Origin of the sequence: Wolbachia endosymbiont (group B) of Ischnura elegans (assembly GCF_947251585.1) — a bacterium.
Classification (GTDB): Bacteria; Pseudomonadota; Alphaproteobacteria; order Rickettsiales; family Anaplasmataceae; genus Wolbachia.
Genome location: NZ_OX366371.1, coordinates 827,230 through 852,258, shown reverse-complemented (window position 1 = coordinate 852,258; position 25,029 = coordinate 827,230). Strand labels below are relative to the sequence as shown.

General features: G+C 35.7%; 20 protein-coding genes and 2 pseudogenes. 13 read left to right on the top strand and 9 right to left on the bottom strand.

Features of this window, described 5'->3' with window-relative positions; genetic code table 11:
* Positions 1 to 132: 132 nt before the first annotated feature.
* The 8 genes and pseudogenes from OPR58_RS04310 to OPR58_RS11265 form a co-directional block, all read right to left on the bottom strand.
* On the bottom strand, positions 133 to 1,179 hold the full coding sequence (locus tag OPR58_RS04310) for a S49 family peptidase (protein WP_012481770.1): 1,047 nt from the start codon (positions 1,177 to 1,179) through the stop codon (positions 133 to 135).
* Positions 1,179 to 2,597, bottom strand: coding sequence for a phage portal protein (locus OPR58_RS04305; protein WP_264336603.1), 1,419 nt, complete (start codon positions 2,595 to 2,597; stop codon positions 1,179 to 1,181). The genes OPR58_RS04310 and OPR58_RS04305 overlap by 1 nt, the downstream gene beginning before the upstream one ends.
* Positions 2,594 to 3,238 (bottom strand): glycoside hydrolase family 25 protein, encoded by a 645-nt coding sequence (locus tag OPR58_RS04300; RefSeq protein ID WP_264336604.1) that lies wholly within the window; start codon positions 3,236 to 3,238, stop codon positions 2,594 to 2,596. Before OPR58_RS04300 ends, OPR58_RS04305 begins: the two co-directional genes overlap by 4 nt.
* Before the next feature lies 1 nt (position 3,239).
* Positions 3,240 to 3,464: a gpW family head-tail joining protein gene (locus OPR58_RS04295; protein ID WP_264336605.1), complete on the bottom strand. Its 225-nt coding sequence runs from the start codon at positions 3,462 to 3,464 to the stop codon at positions 3,240 to 3,242.
* Between the two features lie 13 nt (positions 3,465 to 3,477).
* Positions 3,478 to 4,821, bottom strand: coding sequence for an IS110 family RNA-guided transposase (locus OPR58_RS04290; RefSeq protein WP_262986668.1), 1,344 nt, complete (start codon positions 4,819 to 4,821; stop codon positions 3,478 to 3,480).
* Between the two features lie 244 nt (positions 4,822 to 5,065).
* Positions 5,066 to 6,907 carry a phage terminase large subunit family protein gene (locus tag OPR58_RS04285; RefSeq protein ID WP_264336606.1) on the bottom strand — a complete coding sequence of 614 codons (1,842 nt, stop codon included), beginning with the start codon at positions 6,905 to 6,907 and terminating at the stop codon, positions 5,066 to 5,068.
* Positions 6,904 to 7,509, bottom strand: coding sequence for an ankyrin repeat domain-containing protein (locus OPR58_RS04280; protein WP_406846507.1), 606 nt, complete (start codon positions 7,507 to 7,509; stop codon positions 6,904 to 6,906). The genes OPR58_RS04285 and OPR58_RS04280 overlap by 4 nt, the downstream gene beginning before the upstream one ends.
* 60 nt (positions 7,510 to 7,569) lie before the next feature.
* A pseudogene (locus OPR58_RS11265) lies at positions 7,570 to 7,737 on the bottom strand (ankyrin repeat domain-containing protein); the annotation flags it as partial.
* 2,338 nt (positions 7,738 to 10,075) lie between these two features.
* On the opposite strand from OPR58_RS11265, the gene OPR58_RS04275 reads away from it, so the two are divergent.
* From OPR58_RS04275 to OPR58_RS04220, 12 genes and pseudogenes are all read left to right on the top strand, one after another.
* Positions 10,076 to 12,133, top strand: a complete 2,058-nt coding sequence (locus OPR58_RS04275; RefSeq protein WP_265022676.1) for an AAA family ATPase — start codon at positions 10,076 to 10,078, stop codon at positions 12,131 to 12,133.
* 43 nt (positions 12,134 to 12,176) lie between these two features.
* Complete coding sequence (locus tag OPR58_RS04270) at positions 12,177 to 12,677, top strand: sigma-70 RNA polymerase sigma factor region 4 domain-containing protein (protein ID WP_007302862.1); 501 nt, start codon at positions 12,177 to 12,179, stop codon at positions 12,675 to 12,677.
* A 17-nt stretch (positions 12,678 to 12,694) separates the two neighbouring features.
* Positions 12,695 to 13,504, top strand: a complete 810-nt coding sequence (locus OPR58_RS04265; RefSeq protein ID WP_265022675.1) for an ATP-binding protein — start codon at positions 12,695 to 12,697, stop codon at positions 13,502 to 13,504.
* A 16-nt stretch (positions 13,505 to 13,520) separates the two neighbouring features.
* On the top strand, positions 13,521 to 14,327 hold the full coding sequence (locus OPR58_RS04260; RefSeq protein WP_264685433.1) for a helicase RepA family protein: 807 nt from the start codon (positions 13,521 to 13,523) through the stop codon (positions 14,325 to 14,327).
* Between the two features lie 33 nt (positions 14,328 to 14,360).
* Positions 14,361 to 14,852: a hypothetical protein gene (locus tag OPR58_RS04255; RefSeq protein ID WP_265022674.1), complete on the top strand. Its 492-nt coding sequence runs from the start codon at positions 14,361 to 14,363 to the stop codon at positions 14,850 to 14,852.
* 291 nt (positions 14,853 to 15,143) lie between these two features.
* Positions 15,144 to 15,827 carry a hypothetical protein gene (locus tag OPR58_RS04250; protein ID WP_265022673.1) on the top strand — a complete coding sequence of 228 codons (684 nt, stop codon included), beginning with the start codon at positions 15,144 to 15,146 and terminating at the stop codon, positions 15,825 to 15,827.
* A 6-nt stretch (positions 15,828 to 15,833) separates the two neighbouring features.
* Positions 15,834 to 17,768 (top strand): DUF4815 domain-containing protein, encoded by a 1,935-nt coding sequence (locus tag OPR58_RS04245; protein ID WP_265022672.1) that lies wholly within the window; start codon positions 15,834 to 15,836, stop codon positions 17,766 to 17,768.
* Between the two features lie 11 nt (positions 17,769 to 17,779).
* Positions 17,780 to 18,964: a hypothetical protein gene (locus OPR58_RS04240; protein ID WP_265022671.1), complete on the top strand. Its 1,185-nt coding sequence runs from the start codon at positions 17,780 to 17,782 to the stop codon at positions 18,962 to 18,964.
* Positions 18,964 to 19,158: a hypothetical protein gene (locus tag OPR58_RS04235; protein ID WP_264376462.1), complete on the top strand. Its 195-nt coding sequence runs from the start codon at positions 18,964 to 18,966 to the stop codon at positions 19,156 to 19,158. The genes OPR58_RS04240 and OPR58_RS04235 overlap by 1 nt, the downstream gene beginning before the upstream one ends.
* A complete protein-coding gene (locus tag OPR58_RS04230) occupies positions 19,155 to 20,531 on the top strand; it encodes a hypothetical protein (protein WP_265023071.1) in 1,377 nt (458 codons plus the stop codon). The genes OPR58_RS04235 and OPR58_RS04230 overlap by 4 nt, the downstream gene beginning before the upstream one ends.
* A gap of 265 nt (positions 20,532 to 20,796) precedes the next feature.
* Positions 20,797 to 21,974 (top strand): annotated as a pseudogene (locus OPR58_RS04225) (phage tail sheath subtilisin-like domain-containing protein).
* Between the two features lie 20 nt (positions 21,975 to 21,994).
* A complete protein-coding gene (locus tag OPR58_RS04220) occupies positions 21,995 to 22,474 on the top strand; it encodes a phage major tail tube protein (RefSeq protein ID WP_265023070.1) in 480 nt (159 codons plus the stop codon).
* A 32-nt stretch (positions 22,475 to 22,506) separates the two neighbouring features.
* On the opposite strand, the gene tnpC is transcribed toward OPR58_RS04220, so the two are convergent.
* Positions 22,507 to 23,862 (bottom strand): IS66 family transposase, encoded by a 1,356-nt coding sequence (tnpC, locus tag OPR58_RS04215; RefSeq protein ID WP_265023069.1) that lies wholly within the window; start codon positions 23,860 to 23,862, stop codon positions 22,507 to 22,509.
* Positions 23,863 to 24,070: 208 nt separating this feature from the next.
* Here tnpC and OPR58_RS04210 point away from each other — a divergent pair, with 208 nt between their 5' ends.
* Entirely contained in the window at positions 24,071 to 25,006 is a 936-nt protein-coding gene (locus tag OPR58_RS04210) for an Rpn family recombination-promoting nuclease/putative transposase (RefSeq protein ID WP_265023068.1), read from the top strand.
* The last annotated feature ends 23 nt before the right edge of the window (positions 25,007 to 25,029 follow it).

Sequence of the window (25,029 nt, the reverse complement as noted above, 5' to 3'; positions counted from 1 at the left end):
TCTCCTTTTTTTATTTTTTTACCGCCGTGTTTATAACTGCTATACACCGCGGTTATTACCTTATAATTAGCCATTATGGCACATTTTGGACACTTATTTACCGCAGAGCACTATATATGGCGGTTATAAAATTTAAATGCACCGACTTTTCGCTACCTGTGTCATCAAATCTTCCTGCGAATTCTGTGGTATTGCACTCAGTATCTCTGTCTTTTTCGTTCTCTCTGCAAGTAATTCCATTAAAACTTCCCTCGCTTGCTCAATACTTACACCCTGCTCAATAAATTCTCCTATTTTCTCTGGCATTCGTGATAAGTTACATAAACGTATTAATTCAACAATTTCAGTACGATACTTAGTTAAATTATCAGTTTCTAGGTCATCAATTTCTAGGTCAGTTGTAGTTTGTTTATTCATAGTATTTTCTCCTTTGTTAATAAATTCAAAAAATGTTGTAACTCCATCTGCAAGACCTATTTCTACTGCTTTCTCGCCAAAATATAGACCTGCTTCTGTTGATCGAATCTTTTCAATTGAAAGACCTCTGTTTCTTGCTATTAGCTGCACAAACATTTCATATAGTCGGTCTACTTCTTTTTGTAAGCTTTCCAGACTTTCAGACGTCATTGGCTCATGTGGATTTAAATCATTCTTTCTCTTGCCTGCAAAAATAGTTGTGTATTTTATTCCTTGCTTTTCATCAAAACCGCTTTGGTCAATGTGACTTGCAATAACACCTATACTTCCAACACCAGAGGTTCTACACACAAAAACCTTTTCAGCGCTTGAAGCTATAGCATATGCAGCAGAGTACGCATCATCATTTGCTATCGCTATTATCCTCTTTTTTCCTCTTACACCGTAGATAAAATCAGCTAGATCAAACACTCCATTTACTTCTCCACCTGGACTATCTATGTCAAGTAGAATCGTCTCTATGCTTTTATCTTCTAAAGCACTCTCTATCTCTTCATGAATATTTTCATACGAAGTCATATCTAAAATATGATCAAAAGCTTCTGTTTTTTTTGTCAAAACTCCATAAATACGTATTATTGCTATTCCTTTTGGGTTTATATGAAAATGCTTTAAGTTCTTAAAGATAGGTTGTTTGCTATTATATAATGATAATAGTTCAAAGCTTCTTCTCTCTACCATTACTGGTTTATTTATCCACATCACCTTCCTTCCCTTTTATGATTAATGTCAGAATCGAAACAAAGTCCAAAAGAATCAGCTCGCTTTTGATCTTCGGCAATCTCTTGATCAATTTCTTCAACATCGTAACCCAATTCTGAAACAACTTCTGAGCGACTCTTGAAGCCATTTCTTACTGCCATCTGTTGTGCTTGTTGATCTTTCAGTGGATCCACCCAATCAAATCCCTGTGGTATCCATTTTACTTCTTCTTTCGCTGCTTTTGCCACTTTTTCATCTATACGGAGTTCTCCACAAAGTACTGCTAACTCTAGCCATCTACTCCATACTGGTCTACAAAATTGGAATACTATAATGTTATGTTGCAGCATAGCGCATCGACGACGAAACTCTATCAGTCCTGCTCTGATTGATGAATAATTAACACCGGTTAAATCTCCTGTTAGTTGTTCGTATGTTATCCCTGTGCCTATTGCTATTGCCCTCAGTTGCTGTCTCATAAATGCTTCATAGCTTCCTCCTACATCAGATGGCTCTGAAAACTTTATATCCTCACCTGGATCAAGTAGTTGCATAGTACCAGGTTCTAGGCCAGATAGTGCTACTCCTTGCTCACTTGCTTCACCTTCTCCCATGATATTTGCTTCTGGATCGAGTCTTGTAATAAATCCAGCAAACATTGCTGCTGTCTTTTTTCTCACTAATTCTGCATCATCATACTGGTCAAGTTCGTAAAGTTTTAAAAGCACGTTAGAAAGCCAAGGTTCCCCTCTAATTTGTCCAGGTCTCAGTGGTTTATAGATATGTAAAACATCGTTTGCTGGTACTCTTACTGACTCTCCAAAGGTATTTTCACCAGGGTGTTCTTTAAATAAGTAATAAGCTTCTCTTTGCCCAAGCTTGTTAAACTCAATCCCGTTTCTTATTACATTACCATTTGCTAAAGTTTGATTTGTTTTATTGTCTAAATGTTCAGACTCAAGTACTTGCAGTTGTAATGGCACAGAAAATCTATCTTCCAGCTTTCTCGTTCTTAAACGTACAAAACATTCTCCACCCTCTATCATACTTCTGCATACTAGAGCTTGTAATCCATAAAAATCACTTATTCCACAGCTATCTGCTTCATCTGTCCATCTTAGCCATAATTCTTGCACCTTCTTTCGAAATTCTCCATCTCTTGCTTTTGATTGCGGCTTTATTCCTGTTCCAATAGAGTTACTTACTATTGTATCAATAATATTTGCTGCATATGGATTTTTTCTCACCATATCACGTGATCTACTACGTAAAGTTTCAAGGTTTTGAGACAGCAAATTGTTTATACTTCCTAACTCTGGTTGAAAGTGAAAAAATCTTCTTCCTGACCCTGCTGCATCCCATGCTGAACTTTTGATTTTTGGCTTGCTAAATAGTTGTTTGAAATTTTTCAGCATCATACTAACCAAAATTCTCTTAATTCTTTTAATGTGCCGTTAAATTTATTTCTGTCACATTTTCCGATTCCACTTACTTCATGTGGCTCTGGACCATTTTTACCGTCGGTGTATTGCCATAAAATCCACTTATTCCAGCCTTGCGGTAAAACAGGTTGATCTCCATATCTTGCTATCCATAATGGACATTTAGTCAAAATTGGTGTGGCAAAATCTTTCAAAAAATTAGCACTTCCATACACTAAAGGTGAACGCCCTGTTTCTTCTTGAACTTTTTTAACAAAATCTTCTGCTTGTCTTGGTTCTATATTTTTTCCACTTTCGTTCTCTTCAATATCAAGCACAACAATTGTATTTTTAGTTTCACCCACTATATTCAAAAAGTGATTTGCCTGATCTCTTCCATCTTCTCCTACACCAAAATGATATGAACCCCATAAAAGTCCTTCCTCTTCAGCGGCTTTCCTTCTTTCTGTATAAGTTGGATCTATGTATTTTAGCCCCTGGGTTGCTTTATGAATAACTCCCAATATTCCATCTTCTTTTGCTAATTTAAAATTTATGTTTTCATTCCAGTGCGATAAATCTATTACTGCATTTATAATCATATCTGAGCTCACTTTAATCCTCTTGCTTTCTACCATTTCATATCACTCCTTTATTTGTTGCAAAAACAATTTTCCTCTTTGGCTTTATGCCTGCAACTTTTAACCCCGCTTTTATTCGTTGCCTGAGCTCCAATAAATCCTTTATTTGAACTTCCCCGTACCGCACAACATGGTCACCATAAGCAATTGATACTACTCTTTCGCCACTCTGAAGCTTCTTTATTGCTTGTTCAACTTGAATTAGATAATCTTCGTTATACATTTACTACTCGCTTCTAAGAAACTTCCCCTATCAGCTCATCTTTTTTTATCAGGATATAACCAAATTCATTGGCTTTTTTACCCAGATTCTTTACTACTCTTTCCTTATATAACTTTTCATAATAATCCATTCCTTTTTCTACATATTCTTGTCCACATTTCAGCATTTGATAAAAAATACATGCTAATTTTCTTGCTGTAGCAGTTATTGCTTTTGGTGCTCCCAATCGATTTTTCAATCTTCTACAGTACGCACCTAATGCACTTTTACTGTGCAACATAGAATAACCAGCAAGTCGAAAAGCATTTGCAGCACGGTTAATTACTTTACGAGTTCCACTTCTAATCACTCTTTCTCCTGTAATCCTATTAAATGGACATAATCCCAACCAAGAAGTAAAATGTTTTTCTGATGGCCATTTATTAGCATTAAGACCAACTTCTGAGAGGATGGTCTGTATATTTGATGTATTAAGCCCTGGAACTTTGGTGAAATCCATGCCAGTTATTCGATACAATTCTTCGTGTGCAGCAAAGTTTGGTTTGTTTCCTGCAGACCTCTTTACTTTACTGCATTGCTTATTTTCATTTGATCTTGTTTCAAGTGTTTTATAATAGTTTTCCATACTTTTATCACATTCTTTTATTTGCTCTTGAAAAAAAGTATATGCTTCGTATTCTTGCTTTAATGTAAACAAATGCTCTTCTCTATAGTCACCTGTTAGTGCTTTTGCTATGGTTGATCTGTCATTTTTTATTCGTCTATCACTCAATTCAGCCAATCTATTAGAGTTTCTTTCACCCGCAATTATTGCTTTAATGATTCGCATACCAGTTACACCTGTAATATCACTAATAACCTTGTGTAATTGAATGTTCATTTGAATTAATGCTTTTTGCATACGTTGAGTGTGTACAGCTGCACTTTTTATCAGGTTGTCATGTTGTCTATTATAACCACGTAGTACACAAATTTGGTTATCAGGCCTAAATGATCCTTGAAGTAACCCATAGCTATGTAATTGCTGTAACCACTGGCAATCTTGAACGTCTGATTTTCTTCCAGGTACATTTTTTACATGTCGTGCATTTACCAGTTTAACTTCGAATCCATATGATTCAAGTATTTGAAACAAAGGAATCCAATATACTCCTGTTGATTCCATGGCTATCGTTCTAACTTCACACTTTTTCAACCACTTTGCTAGGTTATGAAGATCTACTGTAAAGCACCCAAATTTTTGAACGCGTTGTTTATCTCTCCCTTCTGGTACGCATGCATAATGTACAGATGAACCAATATCAATCCCTGCTGCATTAGGATTCACTACTTCTAATTTACTTTTTGCTTTTGCCATATAAAATCCCTTATATATACCTTATAATGAAGAAGTGCTTTAGCTTGGGGCGGTTATATTACACAATCTTCTAAACGAGGTAGCTAAGAAGCTCCATCAATGGTTTGACCGTCCCTTCCAAAATCATACTGATCCACGGGCATTTATTGCACCATTGCGAACTCGATTATAACTGCAGAAGCACTTCTTCATAAAATTATATCCAAAAATTACTGCAATGTGCATTAGGACGTTTCTTTCTGGTTTAACAGATTTTGTCTGTTCCGGTGCTGATCCATTTGCTTTTCACTATTTTCTTTGATTTTTTACTTTCTGGTTTTTCACTTAAACTATTCCATTTACTCTCTGGCCAACGATCAATTCCAAGTGCAATAGATGCTGCTCTTGCGTAAATCCGGCAATCTAGTACTTCATTTCTTTCTCTTACCTTTTGCCACTCTTGTTTGGTATATCCTTTTACTACTTTGCTGACTAATTGCTCTGCCGTTAGCTGCTTAAAATATTCAGGTGCATACTCAGGAAAATGACAATATCCTGCTGGCACTTTCTCTTCTTCTTTTAAAATATTAAGTAGCTGAAAAAGCTCTGACTTTAATATCGATACTCCTACTGGCCAGAGCTTTATTCCTCTTTTTAGCTTTTGACCACCAACTGTTATATCAACTCTACTTGGGCTGCTAAGTGGCACTAGGGCTTTATTTACACCTTTAACTGCCATTACTCTTCCAGATCCTTGATGACCTCTTACCCAGTTGTATACTTCTTGCGTTGCATATCCAGCATCTACTGCCATCATACTTATCATATATTCAAGCCCATTTTCACCGATAAAATAATGATTGAGGAGCTCCGAAAGCTTTCCCCATACTTCTCCACCTCCTGTATCTCCTTCAAATACTCGGTAGTCTATTGACCAACTTTCACGACTTTTTCCCCATGCTACAACTTCCACCTCTAGACGATCTTTTTGGACATCTACTCCTGCAGTAAGTACCACTTCTCTCCTTGGTACTGTGCCAATCTGAAAAAATTCTCTCCTGTTAAATAATTGCTTCCAATCAGGTACTTCTCCTTTATCTACCCAAGTTTCTCCAAGCGTAGTATTTATCCAAACTTTCAGTAATTGTTCACTTTCTTTTGCATGGAGAAAATCTTCTACTGCTTGTTGCCAACTATACCAACCAACTGGGCTATAAAGACTTGAAAGATGAAATCCTTTTTTCTCCCCTTCTTTTGCCTCTGTAGCTCTCCATTCTCCACGCTCAAGCATCTCTGTCTTTTGATGATTTTCTATTTTGCCGCTACATTCAGTGCAGACATAATGTGCTGTTCTTGAGTCGTTGTTTTCCCATTTTATTTGTGACCATTTTAGAACTTGATAGTAATTACAATGCGGACATGGTACAAAAAAATATCTCTTATCTGTTGCTTCAAATTCCTTCTCAATTCTGCTTATTCCATGAATCGTTGGTGTTGATACTAAAAAAATCTTTCGCCGTGCAAATGTATTGGTACGAGCTATGCTGAGTAAAACTGGATCTCCTTCTCCTCCTGAATCTCCTGGATATGCATCTATCTCATCAAGAAAGAGATATTTTACTGGCATAGAACGAAGTCCTACACTGCTATTTGCTCCGGTTATTACTACTATTCCACCTGGAAACTCCTTACTTTGCACAGTATTTCCTGAGTCTCTTGACCTTGGGTCTTTTACTTTACTTTTTAAACATGGTGTACTTTCAATCAGTGGCGCAAATCTTCCTTTTGACCAACGCTTTCCCATTTCAACTGTTGGCTGTACTACCAGCATTGGACCTGGTGTCTGATCTATGATGTAGCCAATCCAATTGTTACCAGCTTCTGTTCCCCCAATCTGCGCTCCTTTCATGAATACTACTTTTTCTGCAGGTAAAGATGGTGATAGTGAATCCATTATTTCTTTTAAATAAGGAGTTCTTTCTGTTCTCCATTTACCTGGCTCTGATGCTGCAGTTGATGCTAGAACTCGATACTCATTCGCCCACTCTGATACTTTAAGCTCTGGATCTGGTTTTAAACCTTCAGAAAAAGATGTAGCATATATCATATCGCTAGCTCTTCACCATCATTAGATGATACCTCAACATCACTTAAAATAGAACTGCACTCACTTGTTTTCTCACTTTCAAGTTCAATAAACATTTTCTTTTCAAGTGCTTCTTCTATGTACTTCTGAGTTAAATTACTCATTGTTATTGCAGCTATGAACGCAACTATTCCCACCATTACCGCAGCTATAATGTTAGGGTAAATTCCCACTATCACTATTGCACATACTGTTATAGAAACACAGACGATATTGATATATTTCTTTATTTTTTTGTCTGCTATTTTCCTTTCTTCAAAATATTTATTGCTCAATAAATGAAATGTTGGAAAGTTCTTCTGTCTTCCAAATAGCACTATTTCCTTCTCTTTGCTCAGTAATTTTATTAATTTTGCGTTGTTCGTTATTATTGCATACTGAAAAACATCCGTGGCATCTGCTCCTCTCTTTAGCAACAACTTTACTACGTTAAAGTGACCATGCTTTGCAGCAACATAAATTCCCGTTTTTCCACTCTCATCTACAGCATCTATTTCAACTCCTTCACCAAGAATACCGTCTATTAGGTCTTCATATCCTTTTCTGGCAGCTAAATGAAGCAAACTGTTTTTATCAGCTCCGTATCTATTACTTGCTAAAATCTTTACTATATCTAATCTATTTGCTTCTTTTGCATAACAAAATGGTGTCTTGCCATTATCATCCTTAATTAAAGGGTCTATATCTTCTCGCGTTAGTAAAACTTCTATTGTTTTCAGCCTTTCAGCATAATGTAGTGGCGTTTTATTTTCATAATCTTGTAAGTTAACCCCAGCATTAGGAACATTTATAAAGCAGGTGAGAAAATAACTACAACAAAGACCAGCTTGTAGTTGAGTTATCTGTGTTTGACATCTTGTCTACCACCTTTTGTTTTAATTTCAAGGGGGGTGACCCACCCTTTAGAAAGCCCTATCTGCCAATAAATAGTGAAAACATAAATCTTTGTCTCCATTGTACGCGATGAAATTGGAGACGTAAATAAATAAATTTAGATCTTTATCTCCATTTTAAGCAGTTTACGAGCTCCATAGCTTATGTTTATGGCAAAACTTTTTTTCTTTAACTTCACCTACAATTTATTTATAGAGATTATCTAAAATAACCAGCTTTTATTGCACCGATTTAAAAGATCGTCCACTTTTTTGAAAAAATATTTTACAACAAATAAAAAACGTGATAAACTGGAGTAAGGCTTTTTTATAGCAAGTAAAAGTTTAAGGTAAGAAATAATTTAAAAATGACTCTTAACCGGGTTTTGGGCTACCTTACATGAGTAACTTAGGTTCTGATTGTACAATTGTACCCTGAAGTCGTAGAATCTCTTTAAAACGCTATTATTAGCCATCTTGTCTTTTGTAAGCATTTATCTTTTTCAGGTTATCCAAAATGCAATAGTAGGTTTTTCATATTTTTGTCTCTGTGTTGTATTTTTATTTAGGGCGATCTGATTCATTAAGTCTTTTGGAAATGGAAAAATAACGTCTTATAGGTATTAAATGGATAAAAATGCAGAATTTCAATGGTTTAAGTGTATTATATTTCTATTTCCTTATTTTGAAATTTTGCTGGAAAACTCAGAACGGCTTTTTACTCCTTAAAACCTTACTTTGAAGAATAGGCCACAGTAGTAGATTAGGCATTTACCATAAAAATGTTACCTTTAGCTATTTTTAAAGGCTATTAAAGTTTAGTGATACCTTTAATTATCTTACAATAACTCGGTTTATGTCTACTAATATCATGAAATGCAGCTGGTCCACCTGTATGCATAAGTAGTTAGAGTAGGTTATAGGCGGCTTTAAAAAACCGGTTAGTTGCCACTTGAGTTTATTTTTTAAATGACTTTTATATTTCGGTTAAAAATTTAAATGGACGGTATATTAGCCTTTTTGAAAACCATTTCAGTTGAGCACCGCGGAACTTCTCTTAAGGTTTATATTATAATAAACTTATTACAGTTCATGTTTTTTTGCTTAACTTGTTATTTAAAAATTAAAAAAGTAATAAATTAAACACTTAAGCGCGTTAATAATATTTAGGTAGGTATTATGAAAGGTACATATCCTATATGTTCTATTATTATATATTATTATTTATTATATATATAATATATAAGGTTTTACCTGAAACTGGGCTACACTCAAAAACCCTCTATAATCCTAGCTTTTAAAGCAATTAAGAAGTTTTTTTGAATTTCAAACTTAAATTACTCTTAACCCTTTAATATAGCCGGGTTTTTCCTTTTAGGAGATTTCATTTTCCAATCTAAAATGGCTTAAACTGCCAAAAATCTATGTAATCTCGAATCTAAAGTACTTAATTCACAAGTAATTATTATGAATACCTTTACCAATATAGCGTTTTGTGGCTACTTCTTATAGACTCTCCCCTGAGTATATTGTAAACACGTTAAGCTCTATTAAAGTTTAATAGAAAAATCGTAATGAAAAAAATTTTAGAGCAAATCATATTTCAGACTGCATTTCTAGTATATATCTGTTATGGAGGAGAAAAAAGGATGGCTTATTTGGTTATTCTCATAAGCAAAGTATAGTATATTTTGCAACATAATGCAGATGCAACTTATAGGCGGCCTTTTTGTTTAAAGTTAAAATGAAATTAAATTTTGTAATTTTTTTGAGGAGTGTAAGTTGAGAGCAGAGTTAAATTTTCAATACCACCATTTACCTCTACAGAAGAGAACTTTTTTAGTGTTGCCTATATATTTTTGTAGTTTTTCGGACGAATTTGAAATTGAACGTGTATATATACTACAGGGGAATATGAAAGATAAGAGAACGGAGTTGTGCAAAATTTTCTAAAAAGTGAACAGTTTTTGTAATTTTGTTGAACTTACTATAGTAAGACCTAGCAGACCTGGTCTTCTGAATTGTAAATATTTGGGGTAAATATGGACAGTGTCAACTTACGCTTGAAAAAAATTTCTCCACTCTTCCGGAAAAACCTATGAGAAATCCGGTATTACTATAGTAAAAGGTACAGAGACATCTCTCTACCCATTTATGACTGTATTTTAAATTACCAGCCTTTAAAAACATCATCATGAGCTATGTAGCAGAGACATTCTGTCAACAAATATAGCTTATTTTAACAGGAGAAAACAATATGCATGACAAGCAAGCTTTATTTGAAAGAGCAGCAGAAGTAAAAGCAGAACTACTCTCAAGAATAGAATCATCTTTATCCTACTTATTACCAAATGGTACTTTCCACGGTGGTAAGTTCTATGTTGGTAATATTAGAGGAGATAAAGGGAAAAGTTTAGTAGTAGAAACAAGAGGAGAAAGAGCCGGATTATGGCACGATTTTGCTACTGGTGAAGGCGGAGATATACTTAATCTCTGGTGGGATGTTACTAGTCAGACTAAGTTTCTTGATACCATAGAAGATATAGAAAAATGGCTTGGTCACTCAACAAACCATAAAGAAGAATTTTCAGAACATTTAATAGCATGTTGGGACTATCATGATGAAAATAATCAAGTAATAGCTAAAATTTACCGTTATGATAGCACTTCAGGGAAAAAACGATATAGCTGTTTTGATGTAAAAAACTCAAGTAGTACTGCTCCAGATCCAAGGCCTTTGTACAATGTTCCAGGTATAATTAAATCCGATAAAATTGTTTTCGTTGAAGGTGAAAAATGTGCTGAAAGTTTAATCAGTAAGGGCATAACAGCCACAACAATGATGTTTGGAGCAAATTCACCTGTAAATAAAACAAATTGGGCTCCGCTAAAAGGTAAACACATAACCATATGGCCAGACAACGATAGTTCAGGTCAGAAATATGCTGAAAATGTTGCAAAGAAGCTTTTAGATATAGGCGTTGCATCGCTTTCTATTCTTAAAATTCCACAAGATAAACCAAAAGCTTGGGATGCTGCTGATTGTATTAAAGAAGGAGTAGACGTCAAAAGATTTTTAACCTCAACTGTTTCTCTCCCATATACAAAAAACGTTACTTCATTTCCTGTATTGCAGTACCTAAATGACAAATCACCAATGCCAGAAGACATAATTGCTCCTAGAGTTTTAACTCCTAGTGGTCTTTTAGTTTTTGCTGGCGCGCCTAAAGTGGGAAAAAGTGACTTTCTTATTTCTTGGCTTTTTCATATGGCATCTGGAACTCCATTTTTTGATATGGTGCCAAAAAGGCCCTTAAGAATCTTCTACCTTCAGACTGAAATCGGTTACCACTATATGCGTGAACGGTTGCAACAGATGAAACTTAGTGAAGAACTTATTAAACTTGCTGCAAACAATTTAGTTATTACACCACAGACTAAGCTGCTTTTAAATGAAAATGGCATTAAAGATATCGTAACTGAAGCAGAAAGAAACTTTGACCTAAACACCATTGATATCATAGCGGTAGATCCATTGCGTAACGTTTTTGATGCTGATGAATACGGTAACGAAAATGATAATAATGCCATGATTTTCTTTCTCCAGGAGAGAGTTGAAAAACTGCGTTCTCTAATCAATCCAGATGCTGGAGTTATTCTTGTGCACCATACAAAGAAAATGCAAAAGAAACTATTAGAAGAAGATCCATTTCAAAGTTTTAGTGGCGCTAGCAGCTTACGAGGATTCTATACCACTGGAATGATCATGTTTAGGCCTGATGAGAAGAACAGCTATCGTCAACTGATGTTTGAGTTACGTAATGGAAATTCTGTTATGCCAAAATTTGTTGATAAAATTAATGGTCATTGGTACGAAGTTGACGCTGAGTCACAAAGGTTAATAAATAAAGACTATGGTGAAAAACTAGATGCCGAACGTTCTCGTAGATATGACATCATCTTGGACTTAATATGTGCAGAAGGACGTAAGGGCCATGTTTATACAATTAATCAGTTTTGTCAGGCATTTGAAAATAAAGAAGGTCTTGGCAGTACACATTCTATACGTGATCGTCTCGATGTCCTTGCTACCAAAGGCTATGTTAAATTCAACAAAGAAGGCAAAAATGCTGCAAGAAACAAATACGGAGTACTTTGCGTTGAAGGTATGGAATTTGGGCAAAAAATACTTGATCCAGAGAAGAACAAAAAGGTTACAGTCTATCACAGGTTACTACCTACACACTACAAATCACCGCATTATGGCAGCGTAATTCCTGTAGAAAATCCAAATACTTGGGTTTATCACAATTAAATCATTAACATTTTAAATTATTTCTTAACTAGAGGGGCAAAATATGCATTCTAAAAATTCCTATACTGGTATTAACCCAAAAGTTGTTAAACACATACGACACTATGCTAAACTTCTGAAGAGAGGAAAAGCTTTTGCTTATAAAGAGATTGAAGATATTGAGCAAGATCTTTTACTTGACTGTTTGCCTGGCCTTAATGAACTTGAAGGGCATTTTATAAAACAGTACGTTAAATGCCGTGCCCTCAATTTAAAAGAAAAAGAACTATGTAAAAAACGTACCATTAATTTTGTTGATGAAGCTTTATACGAAGAGAGCGATGAAAGTCTTGAATATACCTCCGCAGTACGCATTGACGTAAATGAAGCAATTGCAAAGTTACCTCGAGAGTTAAGAAAAATATGTAAACTATTGGCAGAAGATCACAGCATTTGTGAAATTTCCAGAAGGACTGGTATACCAAAATCAACTCTCTACGACACAATCAACAAGTTACGCAAAGAGTTTTCCCACCTTAAAACATACCTAAAACGAGATTTCTAACTATAAGGAGGGAAAATATGAAAATAATAAACAGCAAAGAAAGAGCGAAAATTGTCACAGGTGTGAAGATAGTAATCTTTGGACCTTATGGAATTGGCAAGACTAGCCTACTTAAAACCCTCGATGAATCAACAACACTTTGTCTCGATTTTGAAGCAGGACTTTTAGCTGTTCAAGATTGGCAAGGGGATTCTGTAAGTATTCGTACTTGGAATGAGGCAAGAGATATCGCATGTCTCATAGGTGGTCCTAATCCTGCGTTAAAATCTGACCAAGCATATAGTCAAAAGCACTATGAACATGTATCTGGCAAGTATAAAGATCTTCTTTCTGAGGTTTCTAAATACCGCTCTATTTTTATTGATAGCATAACTGTTGCATCACGTTTATGTCTTTCATGGGCAAGGATGCAACCTGAAGCTTTTTCAGATAGATCAGGAAGAGAAGATAAAAGAGCTGCCTATGGATTACTTGCTCAAGAGATGATGGCTTGGCTCAATCAATTTCAACATATCAGAGATAAAGACATCATCATAGTTGGCACATTAGGTCAATATCTTGATGACAGCAACCGTCCAATATGGCTGCCTCAATGTGAAGGAGCAAAAACTGCTAGTGAGATTCCAGGGATAGTTGATGAAGTAATTAGCATGGTTGGAATCAAGAAAGATGATGGCACAGAGGTTCGCTCATTTGTCTGTCAGACTATTAATACTTGGGGATACCCTGCTAAAGATCGCAGTGGCTGCCTTGATATGGTTGAAGAACCGCATCTTGGTAGATTATTTGCGAAAATTAAAGCCAAAACCTTGGCTTCTGTTGCCTAATTTTAAAAGGAGTAATATGGAACAAAGCTTTTTCAACATCGGTCAAAAAATCCCTTTTTATAGCGTAAAGGAATATTTAAGTGATCAATCGCCAATACCAGAAGATATAATTTCACCAAGGATTTTAACAAAAAGAGGTCTATTGGTGCTGGGTGGCCCACCTAAAATCGGCAAAAGTGACTTTTTGATCTCTTGGCTTGTTTACATGGCTGCTGGTAGATCATTTCTCGGTATGACACCAAATAGACCTTTGAAAATCTTCTATATGCAAACTGAAATTGAGTATGAATATATGAAAGAACGGTTGCAACAACTTCAACTGAATAAAGAGCTTTTGGACATAGCTGCCAATAACTTAATTATCACGCCAAGAGTGCAATTATCATTTAGCAGTGAAGAAATAGATGAAATTAAAAATGTTGTCAAAGAGCGTTTCAAACCTGATATTATTGCCATCGATCCTCTTCGCAACATCTTCAACTCAAGTGAATATGGTAATGAAAATGACAACAGCGCTATGCTATTCTTTTTGCAAAAAACGCTTGAAAGACTGAGAAATGTTATCAATCCAGATTCGGGCATAATACTCACTCACCACACAAAAAAACTGTCCAAAAAGATGCTGGAAGAAGATCCATTTCAAGGCCTAAGCGGTGCTGGATCTTTACGTGGATTTTATAGCACTGGCATGGTGATGTTTGCTCATGATGAAGAAAGCACTACCCGTCAAATAGTGTTTGAGCTGCGAAATGGTGAACGTGTGGCAAGCAAGCTTGTCGATAAGATAAATGGTCGTTGGAAGGTTGTAGACCAATGGAGTTGATTCTTTTTTTCACTTAATTTATAGGAGGACAATATGTTATCAGATTTTTTAACTGATTTTAATACTGCAAAATTACAAAGTAATTTAATACCAAAAGGGACAACGGTAAAAGTCAAAATGGCCATTAAACCTGGTGGTTATGAAAATTGGTTCACTAAAAGCTATGCTACCGGCAGCATCTATTTAAACGCTGAATTTACCGTCACTGAAGGTCAATATGCAAAACGTAAGATTTTTCAAGTAATTGGTATTAAAAGTGGCAAAGCAAGCGTTGAAGGAGAAGATACTTGGGGAGAATCTGGACGTTCTATGCTTAGAAGTATTTTAGAGTCAGCACGGAACATTCATTCAAATGACACTTCAGAAAAAGCAGTTATTGCTAGAAAAATCAACTCTATAGCTGATTTTAACGGATTAGAGTTTACTGCAAAAGTCGGTGTTGAAGCTGATCGATATGGAGAAAAAAACAAGATTGCTACGGTTATTACCCCGGAGAATGCTGAGATTGACTGGATCCCATTTTGAGGTACGACGAACTGGACTGCTGTCATTGAGAGGGCTATGAAAGATGCAGTAGGAAAAAACGTAAAGCTGAAAGAAGAAGCGATAAAATGCAGAGTCTTTTGAAACTGTTTGTGAGCTTTGATTTTCAATATGTCAAAAAGCATTGTCTCGGTATTCTTGAAAGAAAAAAGTAGTTCTGGTTTCTTAAGATAAAAGAATATTTAAGCATAGAAATGCACTTCAAAAAAAATTTTCATTTTTTCCGGAAAAACCTGTGAGAAATCCGGTATATATATAGTAAGAGGGGCAAACATGTCAATACTCACACAGTCAGGAAGAGCAGCAATAGCGGCAAGTATAAAAGAACAGCCTATACATCTTGCTTGGGGCAGTGGTGATGCCAATTGGGAAAGTAGTCATCAAGTCGAAAAAGTTTTTGTTGAGGATGAAATAGCTCTAGATCACCATACTATTAAAGATGTAAGGGTTTTTACAGGACAAACAATGCATCAGCCAAGTGTTGACTATACAGTTGATAGCAGTACTGGTGTAATTAAACGTACGGAAAATAGCTCTATTCCAGTAAGTGATAAAGTTACCATAGAGTACATTCAAAGCGCACCACCTGAACCTATAAATTCTATAAAGCTCTTGAATGAACTTGGCAGACGTACTGCAGATGAAGTGCTATTCTGCACAGGTGATGAAAACGGCGAACTTATAACTCCTTCTGGAAGGTTTAGGCCTTCTGATGTACCAACCAATAATCTTTTTCTCAAATTCACTTTCGATTTCACGGATGCAGCAAATCGAGTAATCAGAGAGCTAGGGGTTATGGTTGGTACTAAAGTAAAAAAAGAATTACCTGAAGGACAGAGATATTTTGAACCTCAAGATATAGAAGACCATGGGATTTTATTGGTTTTGGAACATACCGTATCACTTATCAGAACATCTGCAACTCGGGAAACTTTTTCATTTGTTGTAACTTTTTGAAACAAAATGACTTTAAACGCCTATTATAACCGTTTTAATCCTGACAAAGAATACGAAAAAAGTTTGTTTCTAGCAGGAAGAGGTCTACAGTCAGCAGAATTAAACGAAACCCAAGAATATGCTCTTTCTAAGCTTAAAGGCATAGGTGATGCAATATTTCGTGATGGTGATGTTATAACAGGAAGCAATTGTATTATAGATAGAGAAACTGGTAAAGTTACGCTTGAATCAGGAAAAATCTATCTTCGTGGAGCAGTTAGAAAAGTCGAAAAAGAAGAATTTATTATTCCACTGAGTACTATAGTTCGCATAGGTGTTTATTATCTAGAATCTACGATTACAGAACTTGAGGACGAAAATCTTCGTGATCCTGCTGTTGGTACAAGAAACTATCAGGAAGTAGGAGCTGCAAGGCTTAAAGTTTCCACCATTTGGGGTTATCAAGCAGAAGGTCTTTCTCCACGTTTTTCTGAAGGAGAATTTTATCCAATTTATAACATTGAAAATGGAGTATTAATAGAACATTCACCGCCACCACAAGCAAATATAGTAACTACTGCTCTTGCTCGTTATGACAAAGAAGCCAATGGTTCCTATGTCGTAAATGGTCTTGAAGTAATGTTCCTGCAAAAGGAAGAGGGAGAAGGAGGAAAAAAAATATTTGTGATTAATGAGGGCAAAGCTCATGTTGATGGCTATGAGATTGAACTTCCTCACAGTATTCGTGTTTCTTTTGATGAAGATCCGGATATAAAATCAGTTGAATCAGAACCACATACTTTTCAGCCAAATAGCCAAAGAGTAATGGAACTGAAGGTTAATGATTTTCCAATAAATGAAATTAAAAAAGTAGATATAACTGTTCAGAAAACCATTACTGTTACTCATGGTTCATACTCTGGAGCTATTGATCCGATACCTGACTCTGCAGTACTTGAGATTATTCAAGTTAAACAAGGCAATGTTATTTATGAAAACAGTATAGATTACAAACTAAACGCAGGAAACGTTGATTGGTCATTACCTGGTAAAGAACCAGCTCCTGGAAGTAGTTACCTGATAACCTATCGCTGTCGCACTCATGTAAGCCCTGAAGATATAAGTGAAGAGGGATGTAAAGTAAAAGGAGCAGTTGATAACAGCTTGGTTTTGATAGATTATACCTGGAAAATGCCCCGCTATGATTTAATTACTATCGATAGCAAAGGAGTAGTAAGGAGAATAAAAGGTATAGCTCACCCTTGGCGACCATCAATGCCTAAAGCACCTAGCGGACAACTTTTGCTCTGCTACATTCATCAGACGTGGAAAAACGGAGAAAAAGAAGGGGTAAAAATAGTGAATAATGCTATTCATGCTGTACCGATGAATGAGCTTGAAGCAATGAAAAAAGGAATAAATGATCTTTATGCGCTGGTTGCAGAGGAACGTCTACGCAATGATGCAAATTCAAGAGAACCTACCACCAAAAAAGGAGTATTTGTTGATTCATTCTTTGATGATGATATGCGTGATCAAGGAATTTCGCAGTCTGCAGCAATAGTAAATAGAGAGCTAGTTCTGCCAATAGATGTAGAAGTTGCAGATATTGAAAAAGGTGGGGAAAGATATCTTTTGCCTTATAAACTTGAACCGGTACTGGAGCAGCTTTTACAGACCAAAGGAGAAAAGATCAATCCATATCAAGCTTTTGATCCAGTCCCGGCACAAATTACTCTAAATAAAAACATTGACCACTGGACAGAGGTTACCACGAATTGGAAAAGTCCAGTAACTAGAGTGTTTAATACTAGAGAAACAACAGAGCTATTGTCAAGTAATTCTTATGAAACTGAATTTATGCGAGAAGCAGTACAGAATTTTGAGATCGAAGGTTTTGAGCCAAATGAAAAGCTCAAGGAGGTGAAGTTCGATGGTATCTTCATTCAGCCTACTGCGTAAGAGGTAAAAATATGCTCACAGCTAACAACCAGGGAAAATTAAAGGGAAAGATAAAAATCCCAGCAAATATTCCAGCAGGTACTAAATTAGTACAATTTTATGGGGATAAAGGAAGCTATGGAGAGACAACTTATACTGGTAAAAAAACTATTACCATAGAAGAGAGAAGAAGAGTTATCGCAGCAAGAAGAATTGACCCTTTAGCCCAAACATTTACTTTAAATGAGAGCAGACACATAGGAGGCCTAAACTTATGGTTCACAAATAGCGGCAAAAAACGTGTTGTTGTGCAGATTAGAGAAACAGCAGTGGGAATGCCCTCGCAGACTGTCATTGCTGAAAGCTATATTGAGCCAAAAGATATAAAGATAGATGGCACAGCAACACGTATAAAGTGGTCACCAGTGTTTTGCCATGCAGGAGAGGAGTATGCAATAGTACTGCTTACTGATGATCCTGGTACTGCAGTCAAAATAGCAGAACTTGGCAAATATGATGCAGTAAATAGCCGTTGGGTAACAAGTCAGCCATATCAAGTAGGAGTATTACTTTCATCTAGCAACGCAAGTACTTGGACACCACATCAAAATTTAGATCTAACTTTTAGGCTTTTAGCAACGAAGTTCACTGAAAATTCTCACGTTATTGATCTTGGTAAAGTTACTGCAAATAACGTATCAGATTTAATTGTTTTGACGAACGTCGAAAAAGTAGCATTTGATACCAATGTAGAATTTATTCTGACAGATGAAGAAGGAAAAGAAAATTTTCTATCTGATAACTTGCCGCTCGCGCTGCGTGAAAGACTATCTGGAGAGTTAACAGTAAAGGCAAATTTAAAAGGGTCAAAAGAAAAAAGTCCAGTGCTATATCCTGGGTTACAGCTAGTTCTAGGTAATCTTTCAGAGTCTGGAGATTATGTTACAAGAAGTATTACAGCAGGAGCTAACACTAAAATTACCATAACGTATGATGCGCTAATACCTGGCACTGCAGATGTAAAAGCATATGTGCAAAAAAATGTGGATTGGCAATTAGTAAATTTAACATCAGGAAAACCAATTGGGGAAAATTGGGTGGAGAGAACTCATGTACTATCAAATTTTAATGGCAATGAGACTAGGGTAAAATTAGTTTTAAGTGGAACAGTTGTTTATCGCCCTAAGGTAAAAAATCTCAGAGTGATTGTCACATAATGACTGTTGACCAAACCAAACGAGGATATCCACTGCCTCATCCAGAAAATATTGCAGTTCAAGATGTGGTACGTATTCGAAGAGCTATAGAAAAAATAGATGAAGATATTACCGAAAGAGAAGATGAGCATAATCAACTTAAGAGTAATTTTGAGCGGTTTAATTTTGAGACTTTTTTAAATTTTTGGAAATGAAAGAAGCAATATACCAAAGGATAAAGGATTTAGCAGCAAGTAGCACACCTGATCAACTGGCATATCTTGCAAAATCGCTGGAATTGATAGCAGATAAAAAAGCTATTTCCAACGTTGTGCAGATGACTGAAGTAAAAGGAATAATTGATGCACTACAAAAGAGGCTTAAGGATTTAGCAGCAAACAGTACACCAGATCAATTAGCATATCTTGCTAAAGCATTGGAATCAATAGTCGACAAAAGTGCAGTTTCTGAAATTGTACAGATGACTGATGGTAAGCTAAAAGAACTTCTTGATAGTACAAAAAAACACTTAACTGATCTGGATAATAAAAAAGCTAGTTCTTTAGCAGTGATCTCTGAATCAGAGAAGCAGCTATTAAAGAGAATTGATGAAAAAGGAACAACAAATTTATCGCTACTTGATACGAGAAAGAATGCCAATATTGCAGCAATAAATAGCATTAGTAATAGTCATAAAGATGGTCTTAAAGGTTTAGTGAATAACTTCCGTACTGTTAATGATGTACCAAGTGGCTCATCAATCATGAAAGAAGTAAGAAATCGTCATATGATTGAACCTGGAGCATTACCTTTTTTATTTGGTGTACTAAGTAGAAAAAATAATTACTTTGGCCACGGAACTTTTACAACTGAGCTTGGTCAGTGGAGTAGTGATGTAACAAAAACAGACTATATGCTACAACTACTAGCAGGTACTCACACATATGATACAAGCTATGTTAGTTTTTATCGGCCAAGACAACTCAGTTTTTTAGAGGGAAGCAAAGGTACATTTATCTATGGAGAATCATACCCAAGATTTATGTATGATGGATTTTCTGAGCAATTCAATATGCTGAAATACCCTTATGCTGAATTGGGAGTAATATTCGTAAAAAACACAAGCAATGTAGATATAAGTAAAACTCTAAACTTTGTTGGATCTGCAATGTGGTATAAAGAAGAAGTTAATTATGGAGGAGCAGGATTATTTATAGGTACACCTGATAAAACTAATACAAGGAAGTCAGAGATTTCGAGAATTACTTGGACACGTATTTACCAGCATGAAATTAACAGTCCTGAATTTATTGCATCAGGTAACATAATCATTCCAGCAGGAAAAACCGTTACAGTGTTACTTTATACGTCATCTAATCTTCACTCAGAAGGTGAAAGAGTTGGTGAGACACCTGAGTTCTTTGCAAGTGAGCACACGTATAGCACAATCTATGGTCAATTTATTCAGTGGGGAATATATAACTTTCGCAGCAATTTTCTGACTACAGGACTTGAAATAGATGTAGAGAGAACACTAAGAGCTTGGCAGTGTCCTGGGTTAGATGCAACATATAAACTTTGGCATTAAAAAATATATAAGTTGAAAACAAAATACTTTAAAACAAGCCAGAGAGAATTTTTATTGGTAATTGTTTAACAGGAGGGGAAAATTGTTCAACGCAGTAAAAAGAATATTTAAGAAGAGCTATTGCAAAATGCGAAATTTTCTACACTTTCTAGTTTTTGTCTTTATTTTTATAAATATACTAAACCTTAAAAAGTAGCAATCAGAAGAAGAAAATTAAAAGAGTTTTCTTGACAATTTTAAAGAGCAAGTTTTAGCAGATAACTATATGACAGAGGAATTTTTGCACGGAGTAAATGTTATAGAGGTAACCTCTGGAGCAAGGTCAGTACGTACAGCTAAATCATCAGTGATAGGTGTAATTGGTACTGCACCTGAAGCAGATGAGCAAAAATTTCCGCTAAATAAACCAGTGTTAGTTGCAGGAAGCTTAAAGGAAGCAGCAAAGCTTGGAAGGAGTGGAACTCTTTTCTCAGCAGTAAAAGGAATATTTTCCCAAATTGGTGCAACAGTAGTAGTTATTCGAGTTGAAGAAAGTGATCCAAAATTAAAAGAAGAAGAGACGCTGAAAAATATAATTGGCGGTGTTGATAAAGAGACTGGAGAGTATCAAGGGATAGAGGCATTCCTCAGTAGTGAAAGTATAGTTCATGTTGCTCCAAGAATATTAATTGCACCTCAGTTTACTCATCAATTGCCTGAATCTGAAAATCCTAAAAACCCAGTAGTAGCAGCTTTGATAGGAGTAGCAGAAAAGCTGAGAAGCATAATAGTAGCAGATGGACCAAATACCAATGATGAAGAAGCAATCAAGTGGAGAAAAAGTGTAGGCAGCTCAAGAGTTTACGTAGTTGACCCATGGATTAAGTTATTTATTGAAGGAAAAGAAAAAATCTTGCCATCGAGTCCATTTGTAGCTGGTTTAATAGCGAAAGTAGATAGCGAGCAAGGCTTCTGGCACTCACCTTCAAATAAAGAAATAAACGGTATTGTTGGAACAAGCAGGCCTATTGATTTTACGCTCGGTAATACAAATTGTAGAGCAAACCATTTAAATGAAAATGAAGTAACAACGATAATTCATCAAAATGGCTATAGGCTTTGGGGAAATAGAACATGTTCAAACGATTCGAAATGGGCTTTTCTATCAGTAAGGCGCACTGCAGATTTAATTAACGATAGTTTACTTCGAGCTCATCTCTGGGCAGTTGATCGCAATATCACAAAAACTTATATAGATGATGTGATTGAGGGGGTGAATTCTTATTTGGCCAATTTAAAAGCCCAAGGAGCGATTATCAGCGGAAAATGTTTCCAACACCTGAATTCAATACACCAGCAAATATTGCAAATGGCAAAGTGTATTTTGACTTTGAGTTTACACCACCGTATCCGGCTGAACAGATTACTTTTCGTTCACGTTTGGTTAATAGTGAAATATCGTAATTTTATTAAGGGGAAAAAAGATGCTACCAAAGATTTTAAAGAATTTTAATATATTCGTAGATGGTCGGGGTTATGCAGGAAAAATAGATGAAATAACCTTGCCAAAACTTACCATAAAAACAGATGAATATAGAGCTGGTGGTATGGATATTCCAATAAATATTGACATGGGCATGGAAAAGCTTGAAGCAGATTTCACTTTTTCTGAATACGATACAGAGCTTTTTCGGCTATTTGGGTTGATAAATGGAAATTCAGTATCTTTAACTCTTCGTGGTGGAATGCAAGGAAGTGGTAGTAATGATATTGAAGGAGTAATTATCAACCTCAGAGGCATATTCAAAGAATTTGATTTTGGTAGCTGGAAACCTGCTGAAAAAGCCACTCTAAAATGCACTGTAGCTGCCCATTACTATAAACTTACGATAGGTGGTAATGAATTAATAGAAATCGATGCTGAGAATATGATCCGTAAGATTAACGGTGTGGATCAAATGTAACCGTTCACGGATTGTGAGAATGAATTAAAGAACTAAGCAGTGACAGCTACTAGATTCTGTAGCTTTTGAAAGGGGTTCTGGCCATTTAGACGTGATGTCAAAAATATCGACAACATTCTTTCCACGAATCTTTCTCCACGTTCTGACCAGGTGAAAAAGCTGTTTTTACGATAAATTACGTACCGTCTAATTTGCCGTTCTGCAAGGTTATTAGTTGTTTCTATCACTTCAGGTTTTCTTAAAAACTTCCACATCATATCCTCAGATCGTAACATCTTAGCGGCCATTCTTGAAGCTTGAGTGCTATTTGCAACCCTCGTCATTTTACGTAAAAAATGTTTTACCCTTTTCCGAATTTTTCGCACCAGTCGATAAAATCTCAAATTATCTATCAAATTTTGTTTTTTTGCCTTATCTACTACAAACACCTTATTGCTGAGCGATTTTAGTGCTTGGCCAATTTTGCTCACTTCAACATTTTTACTATGGGCAAATCTCTCAAAATCTCTTGCCAGATGTGCCCAACATATCTGTCTATTTTCACGATTGAAGTAATTGTATACAGCGTATCTATCGCTCACAACTATACCATCATATTCTGGCAGTAAACTCTTCAACACCTTCTTACCACGAGACTCGCTTACCTTCAGAAGTGTCAACGCTTTGTTTGTTATTACCCAACTCCAGCCTCTCTTTCCTTGATTTCTGTGCCCTGTTTCGTCTATATGCAAATACTCGCTTCCTTGCAACTCTTCCTTCATTTTCTCATATTCAGATGCACACTTCTTCGATACCCTGCGTTCAGTATTTGAGACTAAACCAAGGCTTATATTTAGATTAAAAATACTGCCCAAAATTTGCTGTACCTCTCTTTTTGAGTTAATAAAAAAGCCGCTAAGGCTGCTTATAACTGTTTTAGCATTGGGTCCTAGAAAATCTCTTGCAACACCTTCGGGTAAATTTGCTGTAATTCTTTTATTACATACTCTACAATGTCCTCTTTGCAACCTGTACTCAGTTACAATTGGCTTAATTTCTGGCAACTCTGCCTTCTGATGAATAATTTCATCTTCTAAAGTAATCTTACCTCCACACATACAAATTGTATCAATTGTGCATCTCACTACCTCGTCTGCAGCCATTAATTCACGCTTATGCACCTTATGTCCTGGCTGACCTCCTGGTTTTTTATCACTTTTCTTTTTTGCTTTCTTACGATATATATCTCGTGATGGTGGCAGCGATGAATTTTGCGAATTTAAGCCCAATTTGTCTTCTAATTCAACTATTTTTGCTTTCAAGCTATCATTTTCTCTGATCAGTGCTTTTATTTCTTCCTTGAGATTAGCGTTTTCTGCTACAATCTTTTCTTGCAGCACTGTTGTCATTTACCCATTCCATATTTAGCTTCCTATCTCTTTACACTTTTATACTTACTTTGTAAACCACCTTATCTCCGTGAACGGTTACGATCAAATGGCCTTGCTGCAAACGATTCTAGGGATTTAATGTAATAGACGGATGCCTTTTCACTTCTTTATTGAAAAATTACTGATAATACTGTATAATTATTGATGTTTTTTAGGCATTTGTGCTATGGCTTTATCTAAATTTCTCGACCCTAAGAATGATGTAGCATTCCGCCGTATCTTTGGTACAGAAAAGAATAAAGATATCCTCATTCACTTTCTAAATGATATTTTGAGCTTTACTGGCAAAAATGCAATACAGGATATAGAGTTTTTAAGTACTATTCAAGATCCTGATATTGCATCTAAAAAGCAAAGTATTGTTGATGTGCTATGTAGAGATTCCACAGGAGTGCAATGGATAATTGAGATGCAGGTTGCTAAAACCAAAGGCTTTGAAAAACGTGCCCAATATTACGCTGCTAAAGCCTATTCAAGACAAGCAGATAAAGGTGATCAATACCATAACCTTAAGGAAATTATCTTTATTGCTATAGCAGATTGTATTTTATTTCCTGATAAGTCCGAGTATAAATCAAAGCACACTATTCGCGATGAAGATACTAATGAACATGATCTAAAAGATTTTTATTTTGTATTTATTGAATTGCCTAAATTTCCCAAAACTAAAGAAGATCAGCTTTCAAATATAGTTGAGAAGTGGGTGTATTTTTTTAAGTACGCTGATGAAACAAGTGAAGAAGAATTGGAAAGAATAACAGGAAGTGACGTAATAATCAAAAAAGCGTACGAAGAGCTAAACAGGTTTAACTGGTCAGAAAAAGAGTTTATAGCATATGAACAGGAGACCAAGCGTATTCGTGATGAACAGGCTGTCCTTGCTCAAAAACTTGATGATGCCAAAAAAGAAGGAAAGATTGAAGGAAAGATTGAAGGAAAGATTGAAGGAAAGATTGAAGGAAAGATTGAAGGAAAGATTGAAGGAAAGATTGAAGTTGCAAAAGCGATGTTGACTAATAATGTTGATATTAGCACTATTGTCAAGTGTACAGGTCTTTCTGTCGATGAAGTTCAAGAATTAATTCAAGTTGAGGAAAAATAAACCCTACTATCATCTTTATATTG

What these genes read in the sequence shown, in the direction of transcription:
- OPR58_RS04310 (WP_012481770.1), bottom strand. Translation starts at nt 1,179, where the DNA reads ATGTGGATAAATAAACCAGTAATGGTAGAGAGAAGAAGCTTTGAACTA.
- OPR58_RS04305 (WP_264336603.1), bottom strand. Translation starts at nt 2,597, where the DNA reads ATGATGCTGAAAAATTTCAAACAACTATTTAGCAAGCCAAAAATCAAA.
- OPR58_RS04300 (WP_264336604.1), bottom strand. Translation starts at nt 3,238, where the DNA reads ATGGTAGAAAGCAAGAGGATTAAAGTGAGCTCAGATATGATTATAAAT.
- OPR58_RS04295 (WP_264336605.1), bottom strand. Translation starts at nt 3,464, where the DNA reads ATGTATAACGAAGATTATCTAATTCAAGTTGAACAAGCAATAAAGAAG.
- OPR58_RS04290 (WP_262986668.1), bottom strand. Translation starts at nt 4,821, where the DNA reads ATGGCAAAAGCAAAAAGTAAATTAGAAGTAGTGAATCCTAATGCAGCA.
- OPR58_RS04285 (WP_264336606.1), bottom strand. Translation starts at nt 6,907, where the DNA reads ATGATATATGCTACATCTTTTTCTGAAGGTTTAAAACCAGATCCAGAG.
- OPR58_RS04275 (WP_265022676.1), top strand. Translation starts at nt 10,076, where the DNA reads ATGCATGACAAGCAAGCTTTATTTGAAAGAGCAGCAGAAGTAAAAGCA.
- OPR58_RS04270 (WP_007302862.1), top strand. Translation starts at nt 12,177, where the DNA reads ATGCATTCTAAAAATTCCTATACTGGTATTAACCCAAAAGTTGTTAAA.
- OPR58_RS04265 (WP_265022675.1), top strand. Translation starts at nt 12,695, where the DNA reads ATGAAAATAATAAACAGCAAAGAAAGAGCGAAAATTGTCACAGGTGTG.
- OPR58_RS04260 (WP_264685433.1), top strand. Translation starts at nt 13,521, where the DNA reads ATGGAACAAAGCTTTTTCAACATCGGTCAAAAAATCCCTTTTTATAGC.
- OPR58_RS04255 (WP_265022674.1), top strand. Translation starts at nt 14,361, where the DNA reads ATGTTATCAGATTTTTTAACTGATTTTAATACTGCAAAATTACAAAGT.
- OPR58_RS04250 (WP_265022673.1), top strand. Translation starts at nt 15,144, where the DNA reads ATGTCAATACTCACACAGTCAGGAAGAGCAGCAATAGCGGCAAGTATA.
- OPR58_RS04245 (WP_265022672.1), top strand. Translation starts at nt 15,834, where the DNA reads ATGACTTTAAACGCCTATTATAACCGTTTTAATCCTGACAAAGAATAC.
- OPR58_RS04240 (WP_265022671.1), top strand. Translation starts at nt 17,780, where the DNA reads ATGCTCACAGCTAACAACCAGGGAAAATTAAAGGGAAAGATAAAAATC.
- OPR58_RS04235 (WP_264376462.1), top strand. Translation starts at nt 18,964, where the DNA reads ATGACTGTTGACCAAACCAAACGAGGATATCCACTGCCTCATCCAGAA.
- OPR58_RS04230 (WP_265023071.1), top strand. Translation starts at nt 19,155, where the DNA reads ATGAAAGAAGCAATATACCAAAGGATAAAGGATTTAGCAGCAAGTAGC.
- OPR58_RS04220 (WP_265023070.1), top strand. Translation starts at nt 21,995, where the DNA reads ATGCTACCAAAGATTTTAAAGAATTTTAATATATTCGTAGATGGTCGG.
- tnpC (WP_265023069.1), bottom strand. Translation starts at nt 23,862, where the DNA reads ATGACAACAGTGCTGCAAGAAAAGATTGTAGCAGAAAACGCTAATCTC.
- OPR58_RS04210 (WP_265023068.1), top strand. Translation starts at nt 24,071, where the DNA reads ATGGCTTTATCTAAATTTCTCGACCCTAAGAATGATGTAGCATTCCGC.